The 13,437-nt window shown below is 70.9% G+C and carries 14 protein-coding genes; 13 read left to right on the top strand and 1 reads right to left on the bottom strand.

Annotated elements, in window-relative coordinates:
- The 10 genes from ACFJGU_RS04305 to ACFJGU_RS04260 are packed head-to-tail and all read left to right on the top strand — an operon-like array spanning position 1 to position 10,310.
- A complete protein-coding gene (locus tag ACFJGU_RS04305; RefSeq protein WP_382307957.1) occupies positions 1-789 on the top strand; it encodes a carbohydrate ABC transporter permease in 789 nt (262 codons plus the stop codon).
- The gene (locus tag ACFJGU_RS04300; protein WP_382307956.1) at positions 786-1,535 is read left to right on the top strand and encodes an SDR family oxidoreductase; all 750 of its coding nucleotides are present in this window, start codon (positions 786-788) and stop codon (positions 1,533-1,535) included. The genes ACFJGU_RS04305 and ACFJGU_RS04300 overlap by 4 nt, the downstream gene beginning before the upstream one ends.
- Before the next feature lie 49 nt (positions 1,536-1,584).
- Positions 1,585-2,658, top strand: a complete 1,074-nt coding sequence (locus ACFJGU_RS04295; RefSeq protein WP_382307954.1) for a Gfo/Idh/MocA family protein — start codon at positions 1,585-1,587, stop codon at positions 2,656-2,658.
- Positions 2,658-3,026, top strand: a complete 369-nt coding sequence (locus tag ACFJGU_RS04290; RefSeq protein WP_382307952.1) for a tautomerase family protein — start codon at positions 2,658-2,660, stop codon at positions 3,024-3,026. Before ACFJGU_RS04295 ends, ACFJGU_RS04290 begins: the two co-directional genes overlap by 1 nt.
- A complete protein-coding gene (locus ACFJGU_RS04285) occupies positions 3,023-4,309 on the top strand; it encodes an endo-1,4-beta-xylanase (RefSeq protein ID WP_382307950.1) in 1,287 nt (428 codons plus the stop codon). The genes ACFJGU_RS04290 and ACFJGU_RS04285 overlap by 4 nt, the downstream gene beginning before the upstream one ends.
- Positions 4,290-5,774, top strand: a complete 1,485-nt coding sequence (locus tag ACFJGU_RS04280) for an aldehyde dehydrogenase (NADP(+)) (RefSeq protein ID WP_382307948.1) — start codon at positions 4,290-4,292, stop codon at positions 5,772-5,774. Before ACFJGU_RS04285 ends, ACFJGU_RS04280 begins: the two co-directional genes overlap by 20 nt.
- A complete protein-coding gene (locus tag ACFJGU_RS04275; protein WP_382307947.1) occupies positions 5,764-7,530 on the top strand; it encodes an IlvD/Edd family dehydratase in 1,767 nt (588 codons plus the stop codon). The genes ACFJGU_RS04280 and ACFJGU_RS04275 overlap by 11 nt, the downstream gene beginning before the upstream one ends.
- On the top strand, positions 7,530-8,660 hold the full coding sequence (locus tag ACFJGU_RS04270; RefSeq protein WP_382307945.1) for a zinc-binding dehydrogenase: 1,131 nt from the start codon (positions 7,530-7,532) through the stop codon (positions 8,658-8,660). Before ACFJGU_RS04275 ends, ACFJGU_RS04270 begins: the two co-directional genes overlap by 1 nt.
- Positions 8,657-9,409, top strand: coding sequence for an SDR family NAD(P)-dependent oxidoreductase (locus tag ACFJGU_RS04265; protein ID WP_382307944.1), 753 nt, complete (start codon positions 8,657-8,659; stop codon positions 9,407-9,409). Before ACFJGU_RS04270 ends, ACFJGU_RS04265 begins: the two co-directional genes overlap by 4 nt.
- Complete coding sequence (locus ACFJGU_RS04260) at positions 9,396-10,310, top strand: SMP-30/gluconolactonase/LRE family protein (protein WP_382307942.1); 915 nt, start codon at positions 9,396-9,398, stop codon at positions 10,308-10,310. Before ACFJGU_RS04265 ends, ACFJGU_RS04260 begins: the two co-directional genes overlap by 14 nt.
- Here the strand turns inward: ACFJGU_RS04260 and ACFJGU_RS04255 are convergent.
- Positions 10,307-11,242, bottom strand: coding sequence for a Ppx/GppA family phosphatase (locus tag ACFJGU_RS04255; RefSeq protein WP_382307940.1), 936 nt, complete (start codon positions 11,240-11,242; stop codon positions 10,307-10,309). The two genes, ACFJGU_RS04260 and ACFJGU_RS04255, sit on opposite strands and share 4 nt — an antisense overlap.
- 55 nt (positions 11,243-11,297) lie before the next feature.
- Here ACFJGU_RS04255 and ACFJGU_RS04250 point away from each other — a divergent pair, with 55 nt between their 5' ends.
- The 3 genes from ACFJGU_RS04250 to ACFJGU_RS04240 are packed head-to-tail and all read left to right on the top strand — an operon-like array spanning position 11,298 to position 13,386.
- Entirely contained in the window at positions 11,298-11,744 is a 447-nt protein-coding gene (locus ACFJGU_RS04250) for a MaoC family dehydratase N-terminal domain-containing protein (RefSeq protein WP_382307939.1), read from the top strand.
- Positions 11,741-12,169 (top strand): MaoC family dehydratase, encoded by a 429-nt coding sequence (locus tag ACFJGU_RS04245; RefSeq protein ID WP_382307937.1) that lies wholly within the window; start codon positions 11,741-11,743, stop codon positions 12,167-12,169. The genes ACFJGU_RS04250 and ACFJGU_RS04245 overlap by 4 nt, the downstream gene beginning before the upstream one ends.
- A complete protein-coding gene (locus tag ACFJGU_RS04240; RefSeq protein ID WP_382307935.1) occupies positions 12,166-13,386 on the top strand; it encodes a UDP-N-acetylmuramate dehydrogenase in 1,221 nt (406 codons plus the stop codon). Before ACFJGU_RS04245 ends, ACFJGU_RS04240 begins: the two co-directional genes overlap by 4 nt.
- Positions 13,387-13,437 lie beyond the last annotated feature (51 nt).

Raw genomic sequence — 13,437 nt, 5'->3', positions numbered from 1 at the left:
ATGTTCGAACTTCGTTCCCGCTGGTCCCGTGCCGGCGTGCAGATCCTCGCCACCGTGATCGCCCTGCCGTTCCTGGCGGCGCTGATCGCCATGGTCCAGGGGTCGTTCGCCGGCCAGGGCTGGGGCAACTACGCCAAGGTGTTCGCCACCGGTGTCGTACCCACCTACTTCATGAACAGCGCCATCGTGGCCGGGGTGACCATCCTCATCGTCTACGTGGTGACGATGCTCGGCGCCTTCGGCTTCGCCAAGCTGCGCATCCGGGGCAAGGAGATCTGGTTCTGGCTCATCCTCGCCGCGCTCGCCATGCCCGAGGCCGTGCTGCTCACCCCGCTGTTCGTCACGGCGTCGACCTTCGACATCTACAACGAGCTGATCGCCGTGATCCTGCCGCTCGCAGCCCTGCAGGTGCCGTTCACCATCCTGCTCGCCCGCGGCTTCTTCGAGGGCATCCCGACCGAGCTGATGGATGCCGGACGGGTCGACGGCGCCGGCACCTTCCGGGTGTTCTGGCACATCGTGCTGCCGCTGACCCGCCCCATCGCCGGTGCGATCGTGGTGCTCACGCTGCTGAACGCCTGGAACGCGTATCTCCTGCCGATGCTCATGCTCAACGACCCGGGCAAGCAGGTGGTGACGTTGCTGCCGTCGTTCTTCACCAGTCAGTACACGAACGACCAGACCGGCGTCCTCGCCGCCGCCGTGATCACCGCGGTACCGGTCATCGTCGCCTACCTGCTGCTGCAGCGCTCCTTCGAGAAGGGCCTCTCGGCCGGAGCCCTCAAGTGAGCGGCGGCCAGCTGCAGGGCCAGCTCGCGGTGGTCACCGCGGGCACCGCCGGCATCGGTCGCGCCGTGGTGGAGCGCTTCCTCGCCGAGGGCGCCGAGGTGATCCTCACCGGGGTCAGCGCGGACCGGGCCGCCTCGGTGCGTGCCGAGCTGCCCGAGCGCGCCGAGGTGGTGGTGGCCGACTCCGGTTCGCTCGACGACCTCGACCGTCTGGCGGCGGTCGTCGCCGAGCGCGGTCGGCCCGCCGACATCCTGGTCGTCAACGCCGGCCGCGACACGGATGCGACGGCGGTCGCCGAGCTCACGCCGGCCCAGTTCGACTTCGTCGCCGATCTCAACCTGCGCGGCACGGTGTTCACGGTGCAGAAGCTGCTGCCGTCGATGGCCGACGGCGCCCGCATCGTGCTGGTGTCCTCGATCGCCGGATCGAACGGCGGCCCGGGTCATGCCGTGTACAACGCCACCAAGGCGGCCGTGCGCTCGCTCGCGCGCACCCTGACGTCGGAGCTGCGTGATCGCGGCATCCGGGCCAACGCGGTCAGTCCCGGGCCCACCTCGACGGCCGGCTTCGACCAGTTCACCGGCGGATCGGCAGCGGTCGAGCAGGCGGTCGCCCAGATGGTCCCCGTCGGCCGTATCGGGCGGCCGGAAGAGGTCGCCGCCGCGATCCTCTTCCTCGCCGGCTCGGAATCGAGTTTCGTCGCCGGCGTCGAACTGGTCGTCGACGGCGGAATGAGTCAGGTGTGACCGGCATCGAGCCGGTCCGCCTTCCCTGCAACAACGAAAGGTGCACTACGTGTCGAATCCCCTGAAATTCGCGATCGTCGGAACAGGTTGGCGGTCGGAATTCTACCTGCGGGTGGCGAGGGCCTCCCCCGAGCGGCTCGAGGTGGTGGCGGTGGTCGCCAACTCGGATGCCGCGGCGGACCGGGTGGGCCAGGCCTGGGGTGTGCCGGTCGTCCGCACCCTCGACGAGGCACTCGCCCACCAGCCCGAGTTCGTGGTGGCGGCTGTGTCGTGGCCGTCGATGCCGAGTGTGGTGACGCAGCTCGTGGAGCTCGGCGCCCGTGTGCTCGCCGAGACCCCGCCGGCACCGACGGCCGAGGGGCTCCGCGGCCTCTGGAACGCGGTGGGCTCATCCGGCCGCGTGCAGGTGGCTGAGCAGTACATGCTCATGCCCGGCCACGCCGCCCGGCTCGCCGTCGTGCGATCGGGGGCGATCGGCACAGCGACCGCCGTCGAGGTCGCGTCGACGCATCTCTACCACGCGACCTCGATCATGCGGTCGTTCCTCGGCGCCGGCTTCGACGAGACCGTCGTGAACGCGCGCACCTTCAGCGCCCCGCAGGCCGATCCGCTCACCTTCGACGGGTGGGTCGAGGACCCGACCCCGCAGCCGCGCACGACGACGATCGCCACGCTCGACTTCGGCGACGGACGGCGGGGGCTCTACGACTTCGTCGACAACCAGTGGTGGAACCCGCTGCTGGCCCGCCGCATCGTCATCCGCGGGTCGCTCGGCGAGATCGTCGACGACACCGTCACCCGTCTGACCGACGAGGGAGTGGTCGTCTCGCCCATCTCCTACCGGCGCACCGGGGTCGACATGAACCTCGAGGGCAACGAGGTGGTCTCGGCCTCGTTCGAAGGCCGGATCGTGTACCGGAACCCGTGGATCGGCACCCGCCTGTCGGAGGACGACATCGCCGTGGCCTCGTTCCTCGAAGAGACCGGGCGCTGGGCGCGCGGCGAGGGCCCCGGGCCCTACTCGCTCGCCGACGCCTGCCAAGACCATCTGCTCGGACTCGCCATCGAGGAGTCCGCTCGAAGCCGCACGGATGTGCGCACCAACAAGGAGGTATGGGCCTGATGCCCCTCGTCACCATCGAAGTCGCCGACACCGTTCCCGTCGAGAAGCGCCACGCCTACGGGGAGGCCGTCAACGCCGGTCTCGTCGAGGGGCTCGGCATGGATGCGGAAGACCGCTTCCAGGTCATCCACCCCCTGCCGGCCGACCACATCATCGCCGACCCGCACTACCTCGGCGGCGACCGCCGCGACGTCGTCTACATCCGCATCCTCATGGTGAAGATGTACGACGCCGCCACCAAGGTGAAGGCCTTCGACGCCATCGCCCGCAACCTGGAGGCCGAGGGCGTGCGCCCCGACGACGTGTTCATCGCGATCACCGAGAACACGCTCGACGACTGGTACCCGGGTGCCCGGGGCGTGCGGTGAGTCCGAACGACCGGATGCTCTCGGCGCGGGTCGTGCTGACGGGTCGCGACGGCCGTCCGGTCGCGGGCGTGCCCGTGATCGTCGAGCAGGTGCGTCACGAGTTCGGCTTCGGCAACATCGGCTTCGACTTCGTCGAGTGGATCGGTGGCCCGCCGCAGGATTCCGGCGGCCGCGCCCTCGAGTTCTTCGGCGGACTGCTTCCGGAGAATCCCGAGCGCCTCGCCGAGGACTGGCTGGAGCTGTTCAACACCGCGACCCTCCCGTTCTACTGGCGCGGATTCGAACCCGAGCGGGGGCATCCCGACACCGTGAGGCTGCATCGCACGGCGGAGTGGTTCGCGGCGCGGGGCGTGACGGTGAAGGGGCACCCGCTGGTGTGGCACACCCTCACGCCGGAGTGGTTGCTGGAGCTCGACGACAGAGAGGTCGAGGCCGCGATCCGCGAGCACGTCGCGACCACTGTGACCGACTTCGCCGGCGTCATCGACCTGTGGGACGCCATCAACGAAGCCGTGATCCTGCCCGTCTTCACGGCCGAGGAGAACGCGGTCACCCGTCTCGCCCAGAAGAAGGGACGGGTGGGCATGGTGGCCCTGGCCTTCGAGGAGGCCCGGGCGGCGAACCCCGGTGCCCGATTCGTGCTGAACGACTTCGACCTCTCGGCCGATTACGAACGTCTGATCGAGGAGTGCCTCGAGGCCGGCATCCGGATCGACGCGCTCGGCCTCCAGACGCACATGCACCAGGGCTTCCGGGGTGAGGAGCGGATCTCGGCCATCATCGAACGGTTCTCCCGGTTCGGGCTGCCGCTGCAGCTCACCGAGACGACGCTGCTCTCGGGCGACCTCATGCCGGCGGAGATCGTCGACCTCAACGACTACGTGGTCGACTCCTGGCCCTCCACCGACGAGGGCGAGGCGAGACAGGCCGACGAGATCGTGCGGCACTACCGCACCGTGCTGGCGCATCCGCTCGTCGAGTCGCTCACCTACTGGGGCATCACCGACGACGGTGCCTGGCTCGGGGCGCCCTCCGGGCTCCTCCGCGTCGACGGATCGCGCAAACCCGCCTTCGACGCGCTGCACGCCCTCGTCCGCGGCGAATGGTGGCAGGCTCCCTCGACCGTGACCACCGGTGACGACGGGTCGATCGAGGTGCGCGGCTTCGCAGGCACCTACCGGGTCACGACCGAAGACGGCGCGATCGAGTTCGCCCTGCGGGCGGATGACGACGTCGTCGTGGTGAGGGCGGGGGAGGAAGCGCATGTCCGAATCGCCCCGTGACGGCACGATCGGCGGCGAGGCTCGCTTCCCGGACCTCGCCGACGTCGCGCGCGCCGTGCAGGCCTCGAGCCGCGCCGAGCGCGCGCTCTGGCTGCGATCGGTCGCCGACAGCATCGACGCCGAGCGTGACGCTCTCGTGGCGATCGCCGACCGCGAGACACACCTCGGCTCGGCACGGCTGAGCGGTGAGGTGGCCCGCACCACCGGTCAGCTGCGGCTGTTCGCCGAGGTGATCGAGGAGGGCTCCTACCTCGAAGCGATCGTGGACACGCCGGCTCCGGATGCCACGCCTCCGCGCCCCGGCATCCGTCGCTTCCTCCGCCCCCTCGGCCCGGTCGCGGTCTTCTCGGCCTCCAATTTCCCGTTCGCCTTCTCGGTCGCCGGCGGCGACACCGCGTCGGCCCTCGCGGCGGGGTGCCCGGTCGTCGTGAAGGCGCACTCCGGGCATCCGGAACTCTCGCGTGCGACCGCGCGGGTGGTGCGGGAGGCGCTCGCCGAGGCCGGCGCGCCCGACGGGGTCTTCTCGCTCGTCGAGGGTCGCGAGGCCGGGCGCCGGCTGGCCCGGGAGCCCGCCGTGAAGGCGGTGGCGTTCACGGGATCGCTCGACGGCGGCCGAGGTCTGCTCGCCGCGATCGCCGAACGGCCCGATCCCATCCCGTTCTTCGGCGAGCTCGGCAGCGTCAACCCCGTCGTCGTCACGCCGGCAGCCGTCCAGGCGCGGGGTGAGCTGATCGCCGACGGTCTCGTCGACTCGTTCACCCTGGGCGGCGGACAGTTCTGCACCAAGCCCGGCGTCGTCTTCGTGCCGGCGGGCTTCGCGGCGACGGAGGCGCTCCGCCTGGCCGTCGAACGTCGGCCGGCGTTCACCCTGCTGACCGAGCGGATCGCCGACGCCTTCCTGCCGGGAGCCGAGCGGCTGCTCGCGGTGGACGGGGTGCGCGTCGTGGCCGGAGAGGTGAGCGGTGCGGCAGAGGGCGTGCGTGCCGTCGCGTTGCAGACCACGGTCGCCGCGTTCGTGTCCCACAGCGCCGTCCTGCTCGAGGAGTGCTTCGGGCCGCTCACCCTGCTCGTGGAGTACGACTCCCTCGACGAGGTGGAGGCGGCTCTCGCGCTCGTCGACGGCTCGCTCACGGCAACCCTGCACGCCGAGGCCGACGAGGGTGCCGAGGTCGGCCGACTGGTCGATCTGCTGTCCGAGCGAGCCGGCCGCGTGCTGTTCGACGGCTGGCCCACGGGCGTCGCCGTCACCTGGGGGCAGCACCACGGTGGCCCCTGGCCCGCCACCAACTCCCAACACACCTCGGTCGGCGCGACGGCGATCCGCCGCTTCCTGCGGCCGATCGCCTATCAGAACGCGCCGGAGGCGGCGCTGCCCGTCGACCTCCGCGACGACGTGCTGAGGCACATCCCGCACCGTCTCGACGGCCGACTGGAATTCCCTGAGGATCAGAACCATGCAGAATGACACCGAGAGCCCGAGCCCGTCGGACGTCCCGTCCGCCGCGCGAGAGTCGATGAGGAGCACCGCCTGGTACGGCGGTGACGACCGCAACACCTACCTGCACCGGGCCTGGATGCGCCGCGGCGTCCCCGATCACGCCTTCGACGGCCGGCCGAACATCGCCATCGCGAACACCGCCTCCGACCTCACCCCGTGCAACGCGCACCTCGACGAGGTGGCCCAGAGCGTCAAGAACGGCATCTACGAGGCCGGTGGCATCCCTTACAACCTGCCCGTAGTGTCCTTGGGGGAGACGACCGTGCGCACCACCGCGATGCTCTGGCGCAACATGGCGGCGATGGCGGCGGAGGAGATGTTCCGCGCGAACCCGGTCGACGGACTGGTGCTGCTGGGCGGCTGCGACAAGACCATCCCGGCGCTGCTCATGGCGGCCGCGTCGGTGGGCATCCCGGCCATCGTGGTGCCCGGCGGCCCCATGCTCAACGGCTCGTTCCGCGGTCGCCCGCTCGGCTGCGGAACGGATGTCTGGAAGCTCAGCGAGGAGGTGCGCGCCGGACGGCTCGCGCCCGACTACTTCGTGAAGTCGGAGTCGTCGATGATCCGGAGCCGTGGTCACTGCAACACCATGGGAACCGCGTCGACGATGGCCTGCATGGCGGAAGCGCTCGGGATGACGTTACCCGGCATCGCCGGCATCCCGGCCTCCGACAGCCGGCTGCTGGAGGCCGCCCACGCCACCGGTCGGCAGGCCGTGCGCCTGGCCGAGGAGGGCGTGACGCCCGGCTCGATCATGACCGTGGCAGCGTTCCACAACGCGATCGTCGCGCTCGCGGCGATCGGAGGGTCCACCAACGCCGTCGTGCACCTGCTCGCCATCGCGGGACGCCTGGGCATCGACCTCGCGCTCGAGGACTTCGACCGGATCGGCGCCGAGGTGCCGCTCCTGGTGAACCTGCAACCCGCCGGGGAGCATCTGATGGAGGATCTCTTCCGGGCCGGCGGATTCCTCGCCGTGCTGAAGGAGGTGCGCGGGCTACTCGATCCGACGGCCGTCACCGTGGCGGGCCGCCCCCTGGTCGACGAGCTCGACGGGCAGGAGGTGTGGGACAGGGACGTCATCCGCACCGCCGACGACCCGCTGCAACGCGGCGCGGGCATCGCCGTGCTGCGGGGCAACCTGGCGGCATCCGGAGCCATCATCAAACCGGCCGCCGCGACGCCCGCGCTGCTGCGCCACCGGGGACCCGCGGTCGTGTTCGACTCGGTCGAGGACATGAAGGCGCGCATCGACGACCCCGCGCTCGAGATCGACGAGAACTCGGTGCTCGTGCTGCGCGGCTGCGGGCCGCGAGGCTATCCGGGCATGCCCGAGGTGGCCAACATGCCGCTCCCCAAACGCGTGCTCGACACGGGCGTGCGCGACATGGTGCGGGTGTGCGACGGGCGCATGAGTGGAACGGCCTACGGAACCGTGGTGCTGCACGTGACGCCCGAGGCGGCGGCCGGCGGTCTGCTCGCCCTGGTGCAGGACGGCGACCTCATCGACCTCGACGTCGAGGCCCGCACGCTCCAGCTCCTGGTGTCCGAGGAGGAGCTGGCGACCCGCGTGCCTCCGCCCTCGCTGACGGAGGCCTACGGCAAGGCCGAGCGCGGCTGGTCGCAGCTCTACATCGACCACGTGCAGCAGGCCGACTCGGGAGCCGACCTCGACTTCCTCGTCGGTGCCTCCGGCGCGGCCGTGATGCGGGAGTCGCACTGATGCGCGCCGCAGTGCTCCGCGAGTTCGGCAGCCCCCTGCAGATCGAGGAGATCGAGCTGGATGCTCCGCACCACGGTGAGATCCTGGTCGAGATCGAGGCGGCCGGAGTGTGTCACTCCGACCTGCACTACCTGCGAGGCGACCTCCAGTGCCCGCTTCCCGTGGTTCCCGGGCACGAGGGCGCCGGGCGCGTCGTGCAGGTGGGCGAGGGGACGAGCGGCGACATCGCCGTGGGTGATCGGGTGGCCCTGCTCTGGCGCCCGAATTGCGGCCGGTGCGCGAACTGCGTGGCCGGCAAGCCCATCATGTGCGAGTTCGGGCCGGTGCAGGCCCGGTCCGGGGGGCTGCTCGACGGCACGACCCGCATGAGCTCCGACGGGCATCCGGTGCACCATCTCCTGGGCGTCTCGTGCTTCGCGGAACGCGTCGTCGTGCCCGAGCGGAGCGTGGTGCGCGTTCCCGACGACATCCCGGCCGACGTCGCCGCCATCGCGGGTTGCGCCGTGATCACGGGCTTCGGCGCGGTGCGCAACGTGATCGGCGCCTGCCTGGGCGAGGCGGTCGTGATCCTCGGTGCCGGGGGAGTGGGCCTCGCGGCGGTGATGGCCGCGCGACTGGCCGGCGCGCATCCGCTCGTCGTGGTCGACGTCGACGAGGCCAAGCTCCGGCTCGCCGCCGAGCTCGGCGCCACCGTCACGATCGACGGGCGCGACGGCGACGTCGTCGACCAGGTGCTGGCACACGTGCCGGGCGGCGTGCACTGGGCGATCGAGGCGATCGGTCGACCCGAGACGCTGACGTCGGCGGTGCGGATGCTCCGCCCCGGAGGCACGGCCGTCGCGGTGGGCCTCGGCCGGGTGGGGCAGGGCTTCGAGGTTCCGATCAACGAGCTCGTGCAACGGCAGAAGCGCGTGGTCGGGTCGCTCTACGGCTCGTCGATCCCGCAGCTCGACCTCCCGGTGATCTTCGAGCTCTACCGCAGCGGGGAGCTGCCGCTCGACCGGCTGCTGGGCGAGCGCTATCCGCTCGAACGCATCGGTGATGCGTTCGAGGCGTTGCGGCGCGGTGCGGTAGGACGCGCGATCGTCCACCCCGGTGCGGGCCGAGACGCGCAGACGGGAGAGTCGTGAGCGACGCGACCTATCCGAGTCTGCGGGGCAGGACGGTGGTGGTCTCGGGTGGCGCGACCGGCCTCGGCGAGGAGTTCGTGCGCCAGTTCGCCGCACAGGGAGCGCGGGTCGGCTTCGTCGACATCGACGTCGACCGCGGCGCGGCCCTGGCCGCCGAACTCGGATCGGACGCCCTCTTCGTGCCCTGCGACGTGCGCGACGTGGGAGCCCTCGAGGCGGCGATCGACGACATCCTCGCCGCCTTCGGTCCGGCCACGATCCTCGTGAACAACGCCGCCGACGACCGGCGGCACACCATCGACGACCTCGATGTCGAGTACTGGAACGACCGGATGGCCGTCAACCTGCGCCACCAGTTCTTCGCGTCGCGCAAGCTCGCACCGGTGATGCAGGAGGCCGGCGGCGGCTCCATCGTGAACCTCGGGTCGATCAGCGCCCACATCGATCTCGTCGACCTCGTGGGCTACATCACGGCCAAAGCGGGCATCGAGGGCATGACCCGCACGATGGCCCGCGAGCTGGGGAAGCACCGCATCCGGGTCAACTGCGTCATCCCCGGCTGGGTGATGACCGAGCGCCAACTGCGCGACTGGGTGACCCCGGAGGCGGATGCCCAGATCGACCGCAACCAGTGCCTGCCCGATCGTGTGCAGCCCGCCGACGTGGCGCGGATGGTGCTCTGGCTGGCGGCCGACGACTCCGCGATGTGCACGGCCCAGAACTGGGTGGTCGACGGTGGCTGGCTCTGAGTCGTCGGTCGCTGTGCACCGCGGCGGTCGCTGGTTGGAGGGGCCCACGGCGTTCCACGGCGAGGGGGCCTTCTGGGATGAGCGCATCGGGGCATTGCGGTCCGTCGACATGCTGAGCGGCGACATCCTGACCCATCGGGAGACGGCGGATGACGGCGGCGACGCCGAAGGGCGTCACTCGGTGAGCGATGTCGTCGCCCTGATCCGGCCGCGCGTGACCGGGGGGTACGTCGTGGCGACCGAACGCGGCTTCGCGCTGCTCGACGACGAGCTGCGGACCGAACGCGAGATCCCGGTCTTCGAGGAGACCCTCTTACGCATGAACGAAGGCGCGTGCGACGCCGCCGGCCGCCTGTGCTGCGGATCGCTGGCCTACGACTACGCCCCCGGAGCCGGGAAGCTCTACCGGCTCGATCCCGACCTCAGCGTCCATGTGGTGCTCGAGCAGGTGACCATCCCGAACGGCCTGGTGTGGACGGCGGGTGCGGGCGGGCCCCTGGCGCTGCACGCCGACACCGCCGACGACGCGGTGTACGCCTACGATTTCGACCCGATCGCCGGCGCGTTCGGTCCCCGGGAGACGTTCGTCGACTTCGCGGGTGTGACCGGCTCACCCGACGGCATGACGCTCGACGCCGAAGGCGGACTCTGGATCGCGCTGTGGGGCGGCGCCGCCGTGCGTCGCTACGACGCCCGCGGCATCCTCACCGACATCGTGCCGCTCCCCGTCTCCCACCCGACCTCCTGCGCCATCGGGGGCGGATCGGGCACCACCCTCTTCGTCACCACCTCCCGCGCAGGGGACACCGGGGCGCCGGAGCCCTTCGCCGGGCAGGTCTACGCCATCGACATCGGGGTGGCGGCGGCCGCGGTGCACGGCTTCGGTGTTCGAGAGCCTTAGCCGAGTCCGTCGAGGTAGCGCAGCAGGATGCCTTCGCGGAGCGCCCAGGGCGACACCTCGAGCTCCTCCACGTCGTAGAGCTTCATCACCGAGTGCAGCACCACCGCGCCCGCCACGATCTGGAACGTGCGATCGGGGGTGATCCCCGGCAGCGCCTGCCGGGCCTCGGCGGGAATCTGGCCGAGGCGCGGGATCCAGTCCTTGAGATCCGCCCGCCGCAGCGTCACGGTCGGTTCGCCCGCTCCCGACGGATGAGGCCGAGAGGAGCCCGCCAGCCGCGCGAGCGAGCGAATCGTCTTCGACGAGCCGACCACGTGCTGGAACGGCGGCAGCGCGGCGAAGAGTGGCAGCGCATCCGCCCGCATCACGGCCCGCGAGTGCGCCCGCAACTCGAGCATCTGCTCCGGCGTCGGCGGGTCGTCGGGGAAGAACTGGATGGTGGTGCGCCCGGCGCCGAGCGGCAGCGACACCGCCACCTCGGGGTACTCGTCGGGCCCGGCCGCGATCTCGAGCGAGCCTCCGCCGATGTCGAAGAGCAGGATGTTGCCGCTCGACCAGCCGTACCAGCGGCGGATGGCGAGAAAGGTCAGTCGCCCTTCGTCCTCGCCGCTCAGCACCCGCAGGGAGACACCGGTCTCCGCCTCCACCTGGGCCAGCACGGCCTCGCCGTTCGTGGCCTCCCGGAGGGCGGAGGTGGCCATCGGGAGCAGCTCCTCGATGTTCTCGCGCCGCGCCACGTCCATGGCGGCCGCGATCGCGGCGACGATCGCCGACACGCCCTCGGCGCTGATGCTGCCGTCGGGCTCGAGGTAGCGCATGAGGCGCAGCACCGACTTGTGCGAGGCCGCCGGGACCGGGCGGGCGCCCGGATGCGCGTCGACCACGATGAGGTGGACGGTGTTGGATCCCACGTCGAGCACTCCGAGTCGCACGTTCCGAGACTAGGGCATGGGATGCCGCCGAAGAGCTTCTCCGTAGACTGGACGGGTGGCAGTGAACCCAGACCTCGTCGGACGCGCGTTCGAGAAGACGCGCCCCTACCTCGTGGGCCGGGAGAAGGTGCGCGAGTTCTCTCGCGCCGTCTTCTCGTCGAACCCCGTGAACCTCAGCGTCGAGGCCGCGCGCGACGCCGGCTACGCCGACCTGGTGGCCCCCCCGACCTTCGCGATCGTGGTGCAGGAGCTCACGCTGAGTCAGCTCCTCGCCCAGGACGACGCGGGCATCGAGCTCACCCACGTGGTGCACGGCGAGCAGCGCTTCGACTACTCCCGCCCCATCGTCGCGGGCGACGAGCTCACGGCGCAACTGAATGTCACGAGCGTCAAGACGCTCGGCGGCAACGCCATGGTGGTGGCCGAGTCGGTCGTCACCGACTCGGAGGGGGAGCACGTCGTCACCGCCGTGTCGACCCTCGTGGTGAGGGGAGACGCATGAGCGACCAGGAGACCGTGCACGAGTACGAGGTCGGCGACCAGGTCGCCTCGGCCAGCTACCACCTGACCCGTGATTCCCTGGTGCGCTACGCGGGGGCATCCGGCGATTTCAACGCCATCCACTACCGTGACGACGTCGCGGCCGAGGTGGGCCTGCCCGGAGTTCTGGCGCACGGGATGCTCACCATGGGTCTGGCGGTGCAGCCGGTGGTCGACTGGCTCGGCGATCCCGCACTCGTGTCCGGCTACCAGGTGCGGTTCACCCGCCCCGTCGTGGTCGACCCCATCGACGGCGTCGACGTCGCGGTCGTCGCGAAGATCGGACAGCTCGACGAGGGGGCCGGCACCGCGCGCATCGATCTCACGACCACCGTGAACGACGAGACGGTGCTCGGCAAGGCGCAGGTGCGCGTCCGCCTGCCATGAGCGACGAGGCGACGGATGTCCCGCTCGGCCCGCTGACGACCCTCCAGGTGGGCGGCCCGGCGGCCCGCTTGGTGACGGCCACCACCGAGCCCGAGCTGCTCGAAGCGGCGCGCGACACCTGGGCCTCCAACGACGACTGGTTCGTGCTCGGCGGCGGATCGAACGTGGTGGTGGCCGACGAGGGCTTCGACGGCACCGTCATCCGCGTGGCCACCCGTGGCATCGCGCCGGTGATGTCGAAGGTCGGCACGGTGCGGTTGCGCGTGCAGGCCGGCGAGCCGTGGGACGACTTCGTGCGCCACACCGTCGAGAACGGGTGGAGCGGCATCGAGGCGCTCTCCGGCATCCCCGGTTCGGTGGGAGCGGCGCCCATCCAGAACATCGGCGCCTACGGGCAGGAGGTCGCCTCGGCGATCGTGTCGCTCGACTTCCTCGAATTCGGCACGGGCGCGGTGCGTCGGATGCCGCTGGAGGAGCTCGAGCTCTCCTATCGTTCGAGCGTCTTCAAGCGCGGCCTCCGGGGCGTGGTGCTCTCGGTGACGTTCCAGCTGCGTGACGCGTGGGGCGACTCGCTCGAAGGGCCGGACTCGATCACCGACGCCGTCGACGTCGAGGGCCCCGGCGCATCCACTGCGCTGAGCGAACCGGTGATGTACGCCCAGCTGGCCTCCGCGCTCGGCATCGAGGTCGGCGAGCGGATGCCCATCGACCAGGTGCGCGGCGCCGTGCTGTGGCTGCGGGGCAGCAAGGGCATGGTGATGGATGCCGCCGATCCCGACTCCGTGAGCGCCGGCTCGTTCTTCACCAACCCGATCGTCACCGAGCATTTCGCGCGCACCCTGCCCTCGACCGCGCCGCGCTGGCAGATCGAGCCCGACGAGCCCGACACCGTCATCCCGCTCGAAGACGGCATGGAGATCGCCGTCGACGGCGACCATTCGGCCGCGGCTTTGCCCGCCGAGTACCACGTGAAGCTCAGCGCGGCGTGGCTGATCGAGAACGCCGGCATCCGCCGCGGCTTCGCGCTCCCGGGCTCGACCGCCGCGATCTCGAGCAAGCACACCCTGGCGATCGTGAACACCGCCGCCGCCCCCGCGACGGCCCCAGGCCGAGCCTCCGACGTCTCCGAGCTCGCCCGCTACGTGCAGGGCCGGGTGCTCGCCGAGTTCGGCGTGCTCCTCCAGCCCGAGCCCGTCTTCCTGGGCCACGAGCTCTGACCCCTCGAGTAGCGCGCCCGAACTATTGGCCCCCGCCGGTCCCAAAACGCG

Source organism: Herbiconiux sp. UC225_62, assembly GCF_042694625.1.
In the GTDB taxonomy this organism is placed as follows: Bacteria; Actinomycetota; Actinomycetes; order Actinomycetales; family Microbacteriaceae; genus Herbiconiux.
The sequence above is the reverse complement of the archived record's forward strand: the minus strand, read 5'-3'. Positions and strand labels throughout refer to the sequence as shown.